A 15,670-nucleotide genomic window follows, 5' to 3' on the forward strand; every position below is an offset into this window, starting at 1 on the left:
GCACACCACTGTATGGCATCGTCCTGAGGTATGGGAGCACAACCTTCATCCGCTACGCTGCGCGCCATCCAGGAAAGAATCGAGTCATTCGTTCAGCCGATGGCGGAGCATGACGTTCAGACTGTTGATGTAGAAACTCGAACGGCCCTTCACCCTCGGTCGGCGAAGGCCCTGATTGTTGTGGTGGCAGTGGCCACGGTGGCTGTGGGGATCCTGCTGGGACTTAAAGTCATGGGCGGGGAGCCATCTGAGCCAGAGGCAGGGGGAGTGTCTCAGTGGGGACAGCTTGCCCCGGCGAGACAGGACACGGCTGGTGGCACTGCCAGTAGTGCCACGGTGAGCGCTGATGCGCGGAACTCCACGGCAGGGCAAGATTCGGCGGCAGTGGGGGCGTCGGATAAAACGGACACGACCGCGACCGCGGAGAGGGCCGCGGGGCCAGCGGTGGTGAGTATTCAAGGGATGGTGGCGCATCCTGGCCTGCTGCGTCTGGATCCCAGCACGCGGGTGGGGGAAGCCATCGATGCAGCTGGGGGAACCGTGCCGGGGGCGAACATCGTGGCGATTAACCTGGCCGCCAGGATTAGCGATGGGATGCAGATCGTGGTCGATGATCACGGTTCGACGGTGGTGGATAGCCTGGTGCGCGCGCCTGGGGAAGTGGCGCCGGCGGCTGGGTCTGGTACTGCGGACGGTGGTGTGGGAGTAGGGCCAGGCGGCACGATTAACTTAAACACAGCCACCGAGGCGCAGCTTCAAACCCTACAAGGTGTGGGCCCTTCCACGGCCCGGGCCATCATCGCCTGGCGAGAAGCCAACGGCCGCTTCGCATCCGTGGAACAACTCCTGGAAGTCAAGGGGATTGGGCCCGCCAAATTCGATGCGATCAAGGGGTCCGTGAGCATTGGTTAAACACTGGATCCGGCGCACAGGACTGCTGGGAGTACCCATCGCCACAGTTGCGATGACGCCGCAGCAGGCCGCGGAGCGCGACCCATTCTCCCCGGAAGCCATCGCCTCCCGCAGAGGGAGGGACCTGCGCCTGCTGCCCGTGGCCGTGGCGAGCTGGGCCGCGGTGGCGCTCACGGTGGTGGAGCGCGTGATGTGGATCGCCGGGGTGTGTATGTGTGTGGTGGTCCTGTCCCTCGGTGCCTTCGCCTACCTGCGACGGAGCTCACCGCGCGGTGCACAGGCGGTGCGCCGGAAGGAGCGGATTCAGGCGAGTCTGGTGATGCTGGGTGCCGCGGCCTTCGTGGCCGGAGCCCTGTCTGCCAGTTGTGCCGCGCGCATGCATGTGATCGAACGGCACCCGCTGGTGCGGGAATCGGTGTCGCACGCGCACCCGAACACGTACCAGCACACGCATACGGGGATCGTGGCCGTGGCCGGGATGCCGAAGCCACTGACGAGCACAGGCGTGATGGTTCCCGTCCGAATTGAGGGGTTGGGGACGGTACCGCTGTTCTTGTCTGCGGTGCACGCACACGGGCCGGGTGGGGCTGCGCAGGACCTGCGGCCCGGACAGAGGATCGATGTGGCTTTTCGGGTGCAACAGGCGAGCCAAGCGGCGGGCCAGGCGGCAGAGGCACGTTCACAGACGCATGCAGGCATGATCCCCGTGACACTACGGGCCACGCGCTCCATCAACTCGGTGGAGGATCCCCGCGGGGTGTGGGCGGTGACGCACTGGCTTCGCTCCGGGCTGGTGGCGGCCTCCGACGCCATGCCGGGAGAGACAGGAGATGTGGTGCCCGGCATGGTGGTGGGTGATACCACTATGCAACCGCAGGAGCTACGCGACGACTTTGTGGCGACGGGCTTAAGCCACCTGAGCGCGGTCAGCGGCGCGAACTGCGCCATCGTCATGGCCACGGCCATGATGGTGGCGAGCATGTGCGGCGCTGGCAGATGGACGCGCCTGGCGGCGGCCGCATTGGCGCTCGCCGGCTTCGTGTTGCTGGTGGGTCCTGAGCCCAGCGTGTTACGCGCAGCCGTGATGGGAAGCATCGGCTTGGTGGCGGTGGCCACTGCCTTGTGGCGCGACATCGTGGCGACCGCATGCTGGGCGGTCTTGGGGTTGCTGTGGTGGGACCCAGGGCTGTCTGTGAACTACGGCTTCGTGCTTTCCATGGTGGCGACGGTCGGCATCGTGATCCTGGGTCCCTGGTGGTCCCGAGCTGTGCTGTGGCGCTGGTGGCGCTATATGGAACGCCGCTTTCATAAGCGTCCACCGCTGTGGCACGCGATGCTGGTGCGCATGGTGATGGTCTCGGCCGCTGCGGACGTGGTCACCGCTCCGGTTATTATGCACATGACCGGTCGCATGTCCGTGGTCGCTATTCCCGCTAATGTCCTTGTAAGCTGGGCTGTGCCGATCGTGACCGTGTGCGGTCTGCTTCTCGCGCTGTTGGGAGCATTGTGGGTCAGCGTGGCAGCGGTGCCTGTCGTGGGTGCGCTGCTGCATGGGCTGGTGCTCGTCGCGGGGCTTGCTGCCGTTCCCGGTGGTTGGTGGATCCAAGGGGTGGGGCGGAGCCTTGCGCGCTGCCCACATGTGGAAGCTCCAGCGGGAACCGTGTCTATGCTGTGCATGCTGGCAGGGATCGCAGTCATCATGGCACTCATCAGGTACAGACGCTCCTGGTGGTCGCCGTGGGCGCTGGGGATGGTGCTGGTGGTGAGCGCGGGAGTACTCCGCTGGGGAAGTGTCACTCTGGTGATCCCCACGGACACCCCAGAACAGTGGTCCGTGCCAGAGCGAGTGGATGTGCGCGGACTGCGTGTGGTCGAAACCCACGACGACACGCAGACACTCCGGGTGCAACCACCTGCGGCGGACGTCATTATCGATCGCACCTGCGGTAAGAGCTACGGCCGTCCCACGCTCAACCCTCAGGGCATCCCCGTGATCTACCCGTGCCGAGATGGCGTGCGCCTTGTGGAATGATGGACACCATGCCTTCACCATCGCGCTCGGCCGCTCAGCCCCCGGTACCCATTCATGTCATTGCGGGTGCTGACGAATTCTTGGCAGAACGACGCCGGCAGGAGATCGTCGACGCCACTCGTTCCTATGAACAGGATCCCCATATCCCGGTGGAAACATTCAAGGCCAATGAGGTGGATCCCGGTGTACTCGCGGAATTGCTGAGCCCCTCGCTGTTCTCCGACAGCAGGATCATCGTGATTCATGGCGTGGAGGATTGCGGTAAAGAACCCTTGGGGTTCATCACCGCAGCGATGGAGCAGCCGGTACCGGGGATGGTGCTGATCATCATCCACAAGGGCACCGGCCGGAACAAGAAGATGGTGCAGACCTGGGCGGGGATGGGCGCACAGATGCACGAGGCCGCGGAGCTGCGGCCCCGGGAGAAGCAGGCTTTTGTGGATCAGGAGTTCCGCAGGCATGGCACGCGGGTCTCACCCGATGTGGTCCAACTGTTGCTGGAGGTGGTGGGAAGTGACCTTCGCGAGCTGGCGAGCGCTGTCAGTCAGCTCGTGGCGGATACCAATGGATCCATCGATACGGCAGCGGTGAAGCGCTACTACACAGGCAAGGCAGAGGTCACGGGCTTCGACATTGCCGATTACGCCGTGGTGGGCAATGTGGCCGCAGCAGCGTCTCTGACGCGGCGTGCGCTTCAACTGGGGGAAAGCCCCGTGATGATCTCCGCAGCATTAAACCGGAACGTCAGCGGTATCGCCAAGGTGGTGGGGGCAGGACGGATTGACTCGCGCCGGGACGCGTCACGGTTTGGGATGGCCCCCTGGCAACTCGACCGCACCATCAAAACGGCGCGCCACTGGACCCCGGCCATGGTGGCCCGCGCGGTGCAGATCCTCGCCGAGTTGGATGCCGGTGTGAAGGGCGGGAGCGCCAGCGCGGACTATGCGCTGGAACACGGTGTGATCACGCTTGCCCGTCTGGTGGCTCAGCGCGGCGGGACGCGCTGAGCAGGGACTAGAACTTGGAACCGAATCCGCGCCACACACCAGCGTGAATGGCCTCGTCATAACGGTTCTCGAAGGCGTACGAGCGGGTTTCTTCCCACGTGTCCACGCCACCGTCGAGGTGTGCCCCGAGCATCGCGCCCGTCAGGGAGCCGCGCGTATTGCGGTTACCGGACCAGTTCACCGCCACATGCAGGAAGTCGTGCGGTGCGTACTGATCGCGGTGATCCAGATACAACTGGGACAGCAGCAGGGACGTGACGGTGCACGAACCGGCGTCCCATCCTCGGCCGAGGATCTGCGTGAACTTCCGGCTGGAACGGTAAAGCTCCTCGAAGTCGCCCTTCTCCAGGAACGGTGTGAGGTATTTGCGGCATTCCTTGGCGCGCTCAACCAACTCGATGAGTGGCACGTCGGGGCCCGTGAGGTCACGGATGAGTGCCTCGTTCAGGTCCTTCAGAATGTCGGACTTTTCCTCGGAGGTGAGCAGCTCGTCGGCGTCGAAGAAGGCATCACCAGCAAGGCCGGACGCCGTTTCCAGCAGGTCACAATCGGATTCGGTGAGCAGGGCAGCGGCGGCCACCGCAGCTGAGGCGCGCGATACGCCGGAGTCGTGGGTCAGCATGGCCTGCAATACGGACCAGCCCACGCCTTCATTCACAGGGGCCAGCAGTGCGCTGGCTGCCACGCGCATCACTGCTCCGGAACCGCCGGAGTGGGTGGCGGCATCCCACCAGTGATCGATGCCGACTTCTTCCAGGCGCTCCAGGGACTCGGTGTTGGATGCGCCGGGGAAGCGGTCGTAGTCCGGGTCGCGGTGGTAGGCCACGAAGTGCGTGCCGATGGTTTCCATACCCGCTTGGCGCTCGAGCTTGTCTTCGTCGATTGTGCGCATCGCGGCGGCCAGAGCCAAGGTCATCTGCGTGTCATCGCTGATGATGAGTTTTTCTGGCAGTGGGGTGGATTCGGGCTGGGGAGGCAGTTGGTAGGGGTATCCCCACGCATCGCCCAACGCGGTACCGAACAGGGCGGAGCGGAAACGAGCCTTCATGGGAAACTAACTCTCCTGAAAAAGTGGTGATGAGTGCGTTGTGATCGAGTGTGTACTGTGTTCGTGGAATAGAGAAAACCCGCACCACAAGAGGAATCTATAGGTGCGGGTATCCAAGCATAGCGAAAATGCTGAGCGTGTGGCTCCAGCTTAGGCCATCTTGTTGAAGCGCTGAGCCATACCGGACTTCTTGTTCGCCGCGTTGTTGCGGTGAATGGTGCCCTTGGTCACAGCCTTGTCGTACAGACGGGATGCAACACGGAGCTGAGCTTCTGCAGCGGCCTTATCGCCAGACTCAACGGCCTCGTTGAACTTGCGGGTTTCGGTGCGCAGGCGGGAACGGATGGCCTGGTTACGCTGACGAGCGATCTCGTTGGTGAGAACGCGCTTCTTCTGCTGCTTGATGTTTGCCATGGGTGGCTTACCTCTTTCAGTTGAAACAAAGATTCACGTGGGGTTTCGCGGCTCACGGGATTGCGTGTGAAGCGGTCTCTAACACCCTGCCCAAGGTCCTGCAGGATGCGGCTTCAGACTCCCACGTACAGAGCGTTGAAGTGTGAACTTTAGACACTTTAGCAGCATCCTACTTCCAGCCATAATCTTCCCTGAGGCGCGCCGCGATGCGCTCAAAGCGGCGCTCTGGCATGCGCGTGCCCCGTCGAAGAATAAAAGTTTCTGGAATCAGAAGCGTTTTGTCCACGCGGATCCAGCTCTCTGGGGTGGAGTCGTTCCACGGTCCGCTGCCGATGGGCAGCCAGTTGTGCTCGTTGGCGTGCTGGGAATGAGAGGAGATCAGCAGCCCCAGCAACGTGTGGTTGTTGCGGCCGATAAGCAGCACCGCCCGCTGTTCGTGAGCGGAGACCTTATCGAAACGAAGGTTGGCCCACACCACCTCACCCGGCTCGGCCTGGCCGTCCATATCGGGCGCGTAGATGATGGTCCGCGCGAGCTCTCGCGTGGGGCGCTTCAGTGTGACGTCAAGGTGCTGGAGGTGCGCCAGCGGCTCCTTGGACAGCCCGAGCTGTGCCTCGAGGCCCTGCAATCCTTCGTCGAGTTTGGAACGGTGACGGAAGTGCTTGTTGACGAAGCACGCCAGCCAGTTCTTCACGCCACCCGGGGAGCGTTTGTCTTCCTCGGAACCTGGCGTGGCATGCGTGGTGGACTCGAAGTGTCCGTCCGTGTGGTGTGGATGTTGTGGCTCATCCATGGGATCGTGCATAGCCCTAAACATTACTCCCATTGTGGGCGGTGCGTTGCCTTATGTCCTTTTGTCCTAGGTCTAGTAGGGTAAGCGGGGACAAGCGCGGCGATGCGACGCGTGTCGATTAGTTAGTGTTGAAACATCTCTCGAGAAGGACCACGGCAATGGCTGCGAAGCAGAGCAATTACGCAACGGACACGTTCACTGACCCGTCGCGTATCCGAAATTTCTGCATTATCGCCCACATCGATCATGGCAAGTCCACCCTTGCCGATCGCATTTTGCAGTTGTCCGAGGTGGTGGATGCCCGCGAGATGCGCGACCAGTATCTCGACAACATGGACATCGAGCGCGAACGCGGCATCACCATCAAGGCTCAGAATGTGCGCCTTCCCTGGGTACCGCGCTCCGGTGCCCATGAGGGCGAGCAGCTGGTGATGCACCTGATCGATACGCCGGGACACGTGGACTTCACCTACGAGGTCTCCCGCGCCCTGGAGGCCTGCGAAGGCTGTATCTTGCTGGTGGATGCCGCCCAGGGCATTGAGGCGCAGACTCTGGCGAACCTGTACCTGGCCATGGAAAACGACTTGGAGATCATCCCTGTTCTGAACAAGATTGATCTTCCCGCCGCGGACCCTGAGAAATACGCGATGGAAATTGCGCACATCATCGGATGCGAACCCGAGGATGTCCTGCGCGTCTCCGGCAAGACTGGCCAGGGCGTGCCCGAGTTGCTGGATAGGGTTGCTGAGCTTGTTCCGCCGCCATCGTCTGATTGTGGTGCCGACGCCCCGGCGCGCGCAATGATTTTCGACTCGGTCTATGACACCTACCGAGGTGTGGTGACCTACATCCGCATGATTGACGGCAAGCTCAACCCGCGTCAGAAGGTGGTCATGATGTCCACGGGTGCGACCCATGAGCTGCTGGAGGTGGGGATTGTGTCTCCCACGATGCAGAAGTGCGATGGCCTGGGCCCGGGCGAGGTGGGCTACCTGATCACGGGTGTGAAGAACGTCCGTGAGACGAAGGTGGGCGACACCGTGACGTGGGCGAACAAGGGAGCCGAGGAACCACTGAAGGGCTACCAGGATCCGAAGCCGATGGTGTATTCGGGATTGTTCCCCATCTCCCAGGCGGATTTCCCCGACCTGCGTGATGCACTGGAGAAGCTGCAACTCAACGACGCGTCCTTGACCTATGAGCCGGAGACCTCTGTGGCGCTGGGCTTCGGTTTCCGCTGCGGCTTCCTGGGACTGTTGCACATGGAGATCACCCGCGACCGCCTGGAGCGGGAGTTCGGCCTGGATCTGATTTCCACAGCTCCGTCGGTGACGTACCGGGTGGTGGCCGAAGACGGTTCGGAGACGTTCGTGCACAACCCGTCGGACTGGCCAGGAGGCAAGCTGCGTGAGGTGTACGAGCCGATCGTGAAGATGACGATCATCGTGCCCGAAGAGTTCGTGGGTTCCACGATGGAGCTATGCCAGTCCAAGCGCGGCCAGATGGGCGGCATGGACTATCTGTCGGAAGACCGCGTGGAGTTGCGCTACACCATGCCGCTGGGTGAGATCATCTTCGACTTCTTTGACATGCTGAAGTCCCGCACGAAGGGCTACGCCTCCTTGAACTATGAGGAGGCCGGTGAACAGCAGGCGGACCTGGTGAAGGTGGACATTCTGCTCAATGGCGATCCGGTGGATGCCTTCTCCGCGATTGTCCACCGCGATTCCGCGCAGTGGTATGGAAACAAGATGACGAAGAAGCTGAAGGAGCTTATCCCTCGCCAGCAGTTTGAGGTTCCCGTTCAGGCTGCGATTGGAACCAAGGTCATTGCCCGTGAGAACATCCGCGCCATGCGCAAGGATGTGCTGGCTAAGTGCTACGGTGGCGACATTTCGCGTAAGCGCAAGCTGCTGGAGAAGCAGAAGGCCGGTAAGAAGCGCATGAAGTCCATCGGTTCGGTGTCCGTCCCTCAGGAAGCATTCGTGGCCGCCTTGTCCACGGACTCCAACTAGGAAATCTTAATCAGTACTTTTCCTTGTACGTGGCCTTCTTCTACGGCAGCGAAGGCCTCGGCGGCCTGGTCAAAGCTGTAGACCTTGGACACCCGTGGCGTGAACTCGTTGGCGCCCAGGAGGGACACTAATTCGCTAAAGACCTCGGTGGTGCGCCGGCGCGTGACCCCGGAGCCGCCGTATTCCTCGGCGGTCGCAGAATCGGCCAGGGAGCGCAACACTACACCGGAGCCAGGAGCGCAGAGATTCTCCGCAGTAGTGCGGAGAATCTCGCCACCCACCAGATCAATGATCGCGTCCACGCGAGGGCTGGGCAGACCGCTGACCGTGGTGTGTAGAGTGTCCAGCCAGTCGTTCTGGTTTGTGGAGACCTGCTGTGCACCAAAGCCCTGAACGAAGGCGCGCTTAGAAGCCGACGACGTCGCACCGATCACCTTCATACCCTGATGCCGGGCAAGCTGGATGGCGTGCGTACCCACACCTCCACCGGCCCCCAGGATCAACAGTGTTTTATCCCTCAGGTTGGTGGAAGCGCCTTCGTTCGTGCGGACCTCGTCTGCGATGCTCTGCAACGTGTCCCACGCAGTGCCTGCCGCGACCGGGATGCAGGTGGCAAGTTCGCCGGGAACCCCATCAGGGATGCGCGCGGTCTGATCCGCATCCAGCAGCACCGCTGTATCACTGGCGGCTCCCGTGCCCGCCAGGGTTCCGCCGAACACCCAGTCACCGGGGTGAATCGTCTGAGCGAGGGCATGGTGAGGATCGACGGCGATCACCACACCGGTAGCTTCTCTGCCCATGGCCATGGGAAAGTTCACGGGAAAGGCACCCTGGCGCTGGCCAGAGCGCACCTTGATGTCCGCAGGATTTACACCCACGTATTTCGGCCGAATCAGCACGCTTCCCGGCTGGAGGGTTGGCTCCTCCACGTCAAGAAAGGTGCTGACGTCCTGTGATCCAAATTCCTGAAAACCAAAGATGCGCATGCCCTCTACAGTAGCGCGGCAGGCTAACACACTGGATGCTTCACTGTTGCACTGATGCGTGAGCGTTCGGCACGGAGATGAAGCACTGAGATGAAAATGGCAGCGCAGCCGGTGATTAAAACGGCGGCGGGGGTGGTGCGGTCAGGGACCTGCGGCGCCGATGCACACGAGTCTGCCCCAGATCCATCATCTCCCCGGTTTTATACCCCTTCGTGAATGCATGCGGATCCACCTGCGATTGCGAGCGGAATCTCGATGTCTTCAGGAAAGGAAAATGCTCCTGCGCCAGGAGATCTGCGGCACGGGCATCATCGAGGAGAACCAGATCGCCCGACTGCCCATCGCGGCCATAGTCCGCCGTGTGCTGCGCCTCAATGTCGTAGAGCCGGCTGTGAATTTTCTCAATGAACCCCAACATCCACGAGCGCTTCGCCCGGCGAGTGTGCACCGCATCGGCCCATAATTGATCGCCGTGGTTTTTGGCGCCAGCGATCATCTGGGGATTCAAAATATCGAACAAAATGGTGACCCGATCAATGTGATGGGGAAGTCCAAATAGTACCGCGCGCTTCACCGTGCGCTTGTTGTATTGGTGATAACGCACCGTGCGGCAATGCAGAATGCTTGCGATGGATAGCAAGAGTCGAAATTGCAGATCACTGTAGGAACCGGTGAAGTTAATATCTTTACGGATTGCTTGGCGCTCATTACCTTTGTCCAGCTGGCTGGCTTCCACCCCGTATTTCGCCATCAGCTCGAATGCTTTTGCCTCGAAGACGTCCCCCTCTGGAGTGCCCTGACGATCCTGCGCTTGACGCAGCAGTTTCGCCACTTTATCCCGGATGGACCCCTGATCGTTCAGTGTGGTCATATGCTCCCCCTTAAAAATGTTGTGTCCTGCAAGAAGGCGTGTGCGCACTGTATCACGCACGTGTGACAGTGCCTGGTGGTCACTGCACCCCACACAGTACAGACGGGGCGTGTGGGGGCGGTTTATCAACAGAAAATGTGGCTGTGGAAAAATGGAACTGTGCAGGTCACAGGGGTGTATGGCGGGCCCTGTATATTAAATGCACAAGCTCACACCAGGCCCCTGTGTAGCCGGTGTGGCACGAAGCAAGAAGCGCACAGCAACAATCAAGGAAACACTATGGTGAGAACGTGTGGCCGCATCACGCCGCAGCGCGCAGCGTCCTGCGCGCTGCTGATCTTGGGTATGAGCGTGGCCGCATGCTCGGCAGAGCACGCTCCTGCTGAGGTGACGTCCTCCGCGGCGACAGCTGCAGGATCGGGGACGGCCCAGGCGTCCTCGTCGGAGTCTTCTGTACAGAAGGAGGCTTCGGGGGAGAGAGGTTCGGCGTCGGTTCATAAGAAGGGGGAGGGGCAGAAACAGAAACAAGATAAGGATAAAAATACGGACACGGAAATCACAGGCATGGACGAACGCACGTCGATGGCAGTGGTGACTGATCAGGGAGTGGCGGCGACGGATAACGCGCGAGAGGCACGTCCAGGCCTGTCTGTTATTAAGCTCTATATCGCCGATTATGCGCTGCGCGATGGCGCGAGTAGTCCTGAGGAGTTTCAGAAAAATGCTGAGCTGGCGAAGAGGATGATCAGCGGGTCGGATGATTTCGCGGCGGATATTCTCTACAACAAATACCCCTATTCCATTGACCAGGTGGCGTCCGAATATAAATTAGCCAACACGTATTCCAACGGGACGTGGGGAGGGGCGTACACCAGTGCCTATGATGTGGCGCAGTATCTCCACGAGGTCAAGAAAAAGCGTCCGCAATCCCTGATTCTTCAGTGGATGCACAGCCCTCTGGAGATTGCCGTGGACGGCACCAAGCAGCAATGGGGCACGGCGCGTTTGGCGGGGGCAGAGGGGACCAAGTGGGGGTGGTCGGACTCTGGGCGGAAGATTGTGGCGTCTGCAACGCTGGGTGGCACCTACACTGCCGCTGCCTTTACGTGGGGGAGTGCGGACGATCAGAATAACGATATTAATGATCTGATTTCTCAGATAAACGGTCCAGTAGATAAGATTGTGTCAAAGTTTCGCTGAGAGTTTCACAGAGAGCAGAATCTTCATGGGACGTCATTCACTACCTCGTACACACACCGCAGCATCCAAGGCCGCACGCCGCGCCACCAGCATCGCCGTGGCGCTGGCTACCCTGACCGCCGGAACGGCCGTGGCTGGCACCGCCAACGCACAGGATCTGGGATCGCTGAGCTCCGCGCCGGGGCTTCCACCACTGCCGGTTCTGCCAGAAGCGCAGACGAAGACGGTTCATATTCCCGGTGTTGGTCCCCTGGATGTCACCATTCCCGCGGGAGTGCCCGTCCCTGAGTACCTCATCGCCCCCAACATCATCCCCGGATACCCCGGCATCAAGGTGACGGATAAGGGTGCTCCTCAGGGGGCGCATGCTCCGTCGCCAATTCGGGGCAACCAAACCATCCAGGGCGTGAACCCTCGCACCACCATGGCAATCGTGACGGACCAGGGCATCGCCGCCACGCCGAACGCCTACGAAGCCCGCCCGGCTCTGTCCATCATCAAGCTCCTGCTGGTGGACTACGCGCTCCACCGCGGAGATGGATCGCCGCAAGACCGTGCCCTGTCCGAGCGTGCCATCCGTGCATCCGACGACGCCGCAGCAACCGCCCTGTTTAGGAAGTACCCCGGCGGAATCGACCAGATTGCCCGCGCACATGGCATGAGTGCCACGCGCACCAACGGCTTCTGGGGCAACGCAACGACCAGCGCCGTGGATATCGCCCGCTACCTGGACACCATCAAGCGCATGGACCCGAACTCGCCTGTGCTGCAGTGGATGCGTGAGGCATACCCCGTCGCAGCCGATGGCACCCGCCAGAATTGGGGAACGCGTGCCCTGCCACGCGTTCAGGGCACCAAGTGGGGCTGGTCGGATATGGGACCGAACACCGTGGCTAGTGCAAGCTTTGCGGATAACTACACCGCCGCAGCCTTCACGTGGGGCGGAGCACAGGAGCAGAACGCCGACGTTCCGATCGCCATTGGTTATGTAGGCTAAAGCAACTGCCTGGCCTCCGGAGCATAAGGCATATTGAACGCTATGTCACCAAACGATAATCGGAATAACCCTTACAGTCGCGATGAGGACCAGCGTTCCTATGGAGACGAGCAAGAGACCCAGGTCTTCGGCAGTCTCGGCGACCAGCAGGGTGACGGTTCCGCCTGGCAGGACACGGATGCTCCGGAGCCACCACAGTATCGCCACCAGCCCGCCCAGCAGGGGTATGGCCAGCAGGGATACACCCAACAGTTCGACCCCAATCAGTACAACAACCAATACAACGCGGGCGGGGCAGGGGGCTACAACGGGCCCATAGGGCCCGGGCCGCAGGGCCCTCAGGGACCGCAGAGTCTGCAGGGCACGCACGGGTATCAGGGCTATGAGGAACCCCGGGAGAAGAAGCTGCCGGTAGGTAAGATCATCGCAGGTATTGTGCTGGTCATTGTTCTGGCCGTGCTGCTGCTCTTTGGCATCAATGCCTGGGATACCTTCTCCAGTAACCGAAACTCTGAGTCCTCGTCCAGCACCTCGGCCACCGATCCGAGCACGTCTTCCACGCGGGAATCCGACGACCAGAGCTCCCCATCGAGCCGCTCCAACTTGCCGTTCGGCATTGATCCCAGTGCGGTTCCCGAGCTGCCGGAGATGCCTCAGCTTCCCGACGGCGGCGATGGTCAGTCCCTGGAGGATCTGAACAAGAAGCTGGACGACATGCTGAAGAACCTCGAAGACCAGCTCGGTGACATCAATGGTGGTGCCGGCGGTGCCAATGGCGCCGGCGATACCGGCGCTGGCGGTGGGGAACTCGCTGGTTAAGCACTAGCTCCCACCGCCAACCGGCGCCGCCTACTCGCCGCCCAGCGTGTCTTCCTCCAACGTATCCGGCTCACCGATCCGCGCGCGTTCGGCAGCGATGACCTCCTCGATGAGCTTTGCCTCGGACACATCCAGTGCCTCCGGGTTGGAATCTGCCGCCACGGATTCACGCGCGAAGTGGTCGAAGAGCTCCCGCTTGTTCTCCAGCATCATCATCAGCCGTTCCTCCACGGAATCCGGGGTGAGCAGCCGGTGAACCTCCACGGTATTGATCTGTCCCATGCGGTGCGCTCGAGCAATCGCTTGCGCCTCCACAGCCGGGTTGAGCTGTGGCTCGAACAGAATAATGCGATTAGCCGCCTGGATGTTCAGCCCTTCGCTGGCCGCCGTAATCTGAGCCACCAGCACGGCTCCCGTCTCGGCGGCCGTGAAGTCATCCACGGCCTTCTGCCGCTCTTCGTGGCTCACACCACCGGCGATGGGGCCAAAAGCCCGGTCGCCCAGCAACTCCATCAGCTCGTCCAAGACGGAACGGAAGTACGTGAAGATGATGGTCTTACCCGCCTCGGCACCGTCATCCAGCAACTCTGATACGCGCTCCATCTTCGCGGACTCCCGGCCAGCGAAGGCCTTGCGCATATCCATGAAGTGCCCGCGGTGCACGGCGTTGTTGTAGCGTTGCCGTTCGGCGCTTTTCGCCTCGATCCATTCCTCAATTTCCGTCACAGGCGGAAGCTCATCCAGAACATCCTTCTGGTTACGACGCAGGTACACGTGCGCAATGGCCTGCTTGAAACTGTGGGGTTTTCCGCGCGCTTTCTCCAGGTCATCCACGATGTCCGGATGCAGGTAGGACAACAGCGTTTCGAATTCGCCCACCCGGTTTTCCAGCGGCGTACCGGTCATGAAGACGCAATGCTCCACCTTGTTCGCCAGTGCCTTCACGCCTTGCGACTGCAGGGATGCCGTGTTTTTCGCCCGGTGAGCCTCATCGACCACCAGCACGTCCACGCCCGCTCCGCCGCCCTCCACGGGGCCGGTGAGGTCCGCATTGCGACGCACCTCCGGGAAGCCCGCAATCGCCACACCACCTTTCAGCTTCCACGCCTCATACGTGGATTCCTTGTCCGGCCCGTGCAGAATCATCGGTGAAAGATCCGTGAACTTGGCGATTTCGCGCGCCCAGTTGATGCGCAGGGAAGGCGGGCACACCACCAAGGCCTTGGTTTTTCCGCTGCTCGCCAGATGCGTGATGACAGCCAGGGCCTGCATGGTTTTACCCAAGCCCATTTCGTCGCCAATCAGCACCCGTTTCTGCGCGAGGGCATACTTCGCGCCGAAGGCCTGGTAGCCACGCAGGGAGGCGTGCAGCGTGCCGTTCAGCGTGATGTCCGCGATCCGCTCGGCGATGTCGTGCGGTACGTCGGTTTCTGTCTCGGAATCCCCGAAACTGTGGAACTCGGCGGCACGAATGGCGTAGAGATTCCACGCGTCCTCCGCGCTGAGCATTGGCGGGGCACTGACCGTCGGAGTGGTGCTGTCCAGCAGGTCGTTGTTGCCGGCCACGGCCACCAGCGTGCCCGGCTCCACCCTCGCAATGTGCATCGGTGAGGTCGGCAGGTCGCGGAGCGAATCGCGGAAGGTCAACAGGCGAGCCAGCGCGATGACGTAGGGCGTGCTGGGTCCCTTGTCCTGGTAGTCAATCTTCGGCACCTGCGAATCCACCACGTCCGCGCAATAGGACCTGGCGGCCGCGATGGCTTGGCTCGCTGTTTTCTGTCCCACCCCGTCGTATTTTTGTAATTCCGACGCCGAGCTTCTCGCTATCTGACGTAACGTCAAATGTTGCAGTGGGCCTAACCGGAGGCGTCCGCCGGTGATCTGATCGATCACGGAAATGTCCGTCTGGGCGATGATCGCCTCGGCCTGGCTGAGCGCGAGCTGACGACCAGCCCGGTGCACCTCAGCTTCGAGCGTGTGGCCGATGGCTCGGGAGGCGTCGATCCGGGCAACATGGTCCGCGTGCGCATTCACCACCTCCGGCGTGGACCAGGTGATCGGCCAGCCGGTGATGCGCTCCAGATCGGCTTCGATCTCGGAGGTGAGCTTGGGCAAGCCGAGGTTCGTGAACTCGTGGGTGGGGGTGGAGCCCAGTTTTGCGTCGATGCCGCCCAGGATGGCATGGATTGCCTCGACATCAATGGCCTGCAGTTGGGCGATGGCCTGTTCACCGTGAACTGGGCGTCGGGAAAATAATTTCGTCAAGCCCCGGTAGCGCGGAACTTTACGGGCCTCGGTGGCCATCTCCTCCAGCTCGGTGTAGCTGGGCAGCACCACCTCGTCCAGGTCTTTGCGCAACGTGCCGATGTCCAGATTGCGGAACTGCGCCACGTAGGCCGCGGTCTCCACGGTCGGACCGAACGCGAAGACCCGCGTATCGTCATCACTGCCGATGGTGGGAGGAGTCCCGCCCTGGGCGATGGTGGTGAGGCGAAACTGCGTGGCCTCCCTGTGCTGGATCGCGCTGTGGACAGATCCAATCAGATTCTCCAGCGATTCAGTATCAATGTTCACAG

The 15,670-nt window shown here is 61.5% G+C and carries 13 protein-coding genes; 7 read left to right on the plus strand and 6 right to left on the minus strand.

Features of this window, described 5'->3' with window-relative positions; genetic code table 11:
- Nucleotides 1–30: 30 nt before the first annotated feature.
- From IAU67_RS02730 to holA, 3 genes are read left to right on the plus strand one after another with little or no spacing between them, the layout of a single operon-like run.
- On the plus strand, nt 31–912 hold the full coding sequence (locus tag IAU67_RS02730; RefSeq protein ID WP_151842968.1) for a helix-hairpin-helix domain-containing protein: 882 nt from the start codon (nt 31–33) through the stop codon (nt 910–912).
- A complete protein-coding gene (locus IAU67_RS02735; protein WP_151842969.1) occupies nt 905–2,944 on the plus strand; it encodes a ComEC/Rec2 family competence protein in 2,040 nt (679 codons plus the stop codon). Before IAU67_RS02730 ends, IAU67_RS02735 begins: the two co-directional genes overlap by 8 nt.
- Nucleotides 2,945–2,952: 8 nt before the next feature.
- The gene (gene holA / locus IAU67_RS02740; protein WP_151842970.1) at nt 2,953–3,951 is read left to right on the plus strand and encodes a DNA polymerase III subunit delta; all 999 of its coding nucleotides are present in this window, start codon (nt 2,953–2,955) and stop codon (nt 3,949–3,951) included.
- A gap of 7 nt (nt 3,952–3,958) precedes the next feature.
- Here holA and IAU67_RS02745 read toward each other — a convergent pair whose 3' ends face one another.
- The 3 genes from IAU67_RS02745 to IAU67_RS02755 form a co-directional block, all read right to left on the minus strand.
- A complete protein-coding gene (locus IAU67_RS02745) occupies nt 3,959–4,999 on the minus strand; it encodes an ADP-ribosylglycohydrolase family protein (RefSeq protein WP_151842971.1) in 1,041 nt (346 codons plus the stop codon).
- 150 nt (nt 5,000–5,149) lie between these two features.
- Nucleotides 5,150–5,413 carry a 30S ribosomal protein S20 gene (gene rpsT / locus IAU67_RS02750; RefSeq protein ID WP_151842972.1) on the minus strand — a complete coding sequence of 88 codons (264 nt, stop codon included), beginning with the start codon at nt 5,411–5,413 and terminating at the stop codon, nt 5,150–5,152.
- Nucleotides 5,414–5,582: 169 nt separating this feature from the next.
- Nucleotides 5,583–6,218 (minus strand): type II toxin-antitoxin system PemK/MazF family toxin, encoded by a 636-nt coding sequence (locus IAU67_RS02755; protein WP_225723580.1) that lies wholly within the window; start codon nt 6,216–6,218, stop codon nt 5,583–5,585.
- Nucleotides 6,219–6,364: 146 nt separating this feature from the next.
- Here IAU67_RS02755 and lepA point away from each other — a divergent pair, with 146 nt between their 5' ends.
- The gene (lepA, locus tag IAU67_RS02760) at nt 6,365–8,221 is read left to right on the plus strand and encodes a translation elongation factor 4 (RefSeq protein ID WP_151842974.1); all 1,857 of its coding nucleotides are present in this window, start codon (nt 6,365–6,367) and stop codon (nt 8,219–8,221) included.
- Here lepA and IAU67_RS02765 read toward each other — a convergent pair.
- Together IAU67_RS02765 and IAU67_RS02770 are read right to left on the minus strand one after the other, a co-directional pair.
- Nucleotides 8,218–9,207: an NADP-dependent oxidoreductase gene (locus tag IAU67_RS02765; protein ID WP_151842975.1), complete on the minus strand. Its 990-nt coding sequence runs from the start codon at nt 9,205–9,207 to the stop codon at nt 8,218–8,220. The two genes, lepA and IAU67_RS02765, sit on opposite strands and share 4 nt — an antisense overlap.
- Nucleotides 9,208–9,322: 115 nt before the next feature.
- Entirely contained in the window at nt 9,323–10,078 is a 756-nt protein-coding gene (locus IAU67_RS02770) for a DUF2786 domain-containing protein (RefSeq protein ID WP_151842976.1), read from the minus strand.
- A 279-nt stretch (nt 10,079–10,357) separates the two neighbouring features.
- On the opposite strand from IAU67_RS02770, the gene IAU67_RS02775 reads away from it, so the two are divergent.
- Genes IAU67_RS02775 through IAU67_RS02785 form a run of 3 tightly spaced genes read left to right on the plus strand, consistent with a single transcriptional unit; the run spans nt 10,358 to nt 13,094 of the window.
- The gene (locus IAU67_RS02775) at nt 10,358–11,278 is read left to right on the plus strand and encodes a serine hydrolase (RefSeq protein WP_151842977.1); all 921 of its coding nucleotides are present in this window, start codon (nt 10,358–10,360) and stop codon (nt 11,276–11,278) included.
- Between the two features lie 25 nt (nt 11,279–11,303).
- On the plus strand, nt 11,304–12,275 hold the full coding sequence (locus IAU67_RS02780) for a serine hydrolase (protein WP_151842978.1): 972 nt from the start codon (nt 11,304–11,306) through the stop codon (nt 12,273–12,275).
- Nucleotides 12,276–12,317: 42 nt separating this feature from the next.
- Nucleotides 12,318–13,094, plus strand: a complete 777-nt coding sequence (locus IAU67_RS02785; protein WP_151842979.1) for a hypothetical protein — start codon at nt 12,318–12,320, stop codon at nt 13,092–13,094.
- Between the two features lie 30 nt (nt 13,095–13,124).
- Here IAU67_RS02785 and IAU67_RS02790 read toward each other — a convergent pair whose 3' ends face one another.
- Complete coding sequence (locus IAU67_RS02790; protein ID WP_225723581.1) at nt 13,125–15,668, minus strand: DEAD/DEAH box helicase; 2,544 nt, start codon at nt 15,666–15,668, stop codon at nt 13,125–13,127.
- Nucleotides 15,669–15,670: the final 2 nt, after the last annotated feature.

This window comes from Corynebacterium zhongnanshanii, assembly GCF_014490575.1.
GTDB lineage: Bacteria > Actinomycetota > Actinomycetes > Mycobacteriales > Mycobacteriaceae > Corynebacterium > Corynebacterium zhongnanshanii.

Excerpts from the sequence above, each read along its gene's own strand:
- IAU67_RS02730 (WP_151842968.1), top strand. The coding sequence starts at position 31 with ATGGGAGCACAACCTTCATCCGCTACGCTGCGCGCCATCCAGGAAAGA.
- holA (WP_151842970.1), top strand. The coding sequence starts at position 2,953 with ATGCCTTCACCATCGCGCTCGGCCGCTCAGCCCCCGGTACCCATTCAT.
- IAU67_RS02745 (WP_151842971.1), bottom strand. The coding sequence starts at position 4,999 with ATGAAGGCTCGTTTCCGCTCCGCCCTGTTCGGTACCGCGTTGGGCGAT.
- rpsT (WP_151842972.1), bottom strand. The coding sequence starts at position 5,413 with ATGGCAAACATCAAGCAGCAGAAGAAGCGCGTTCTCACCAACGAGATC.
- IAU67_RS02755 (WP_225723580.1), bottom strand. The coding sequence starts at position 6,218 with ATGCACGATCCCATGGATGAGCCACAACATCCACACCACACGGACGGA.
- lepA (WP_151842974.1), top strand. The coding sequence starts at position 6,365 with ATGGCTGCGAAGCAGAGCAATTACGCAACGGACACGTTCACTGACCCG.
- IAU67_RS02765 (WP_151842975.1), bottom strand. The coding sequence starts at position 9,207 with ATGCGCATCTTTGGTTTTCAGGAATTTGGATCACAGGACGTCAGCACC.
- IAU67_RS02770 (WP_151842976.1), bottom strand. The coding sequence starts at position 10,078 with ATGACCACACTGAACGATCAGGGGTCCATCCGGGATAAAGTGGCGAAA.
- IAU67_RS02775 (WP_151842977.1), top strand. The coding sequence starts at position 10,358 with ATGGTGAGAACGTGTGGCCGCATCACGCCGCAGCGCGCAGCGTCCTGC.
- IAU67_RS02780 (WP_151842978.1), top strand. The coding sequence starts at position 11,304 with ATGGGACGTCATTCACTACCTCGTACACACACCGCAGCATCCAAGGCC.
- IAU67_RS02785 (WP_151842979.1), top strand. The coding sequence starts at position 12,318 with ATGTCACCAAACGATAATCGGAATAACCCTTACAGTCGCGATGAGGAC.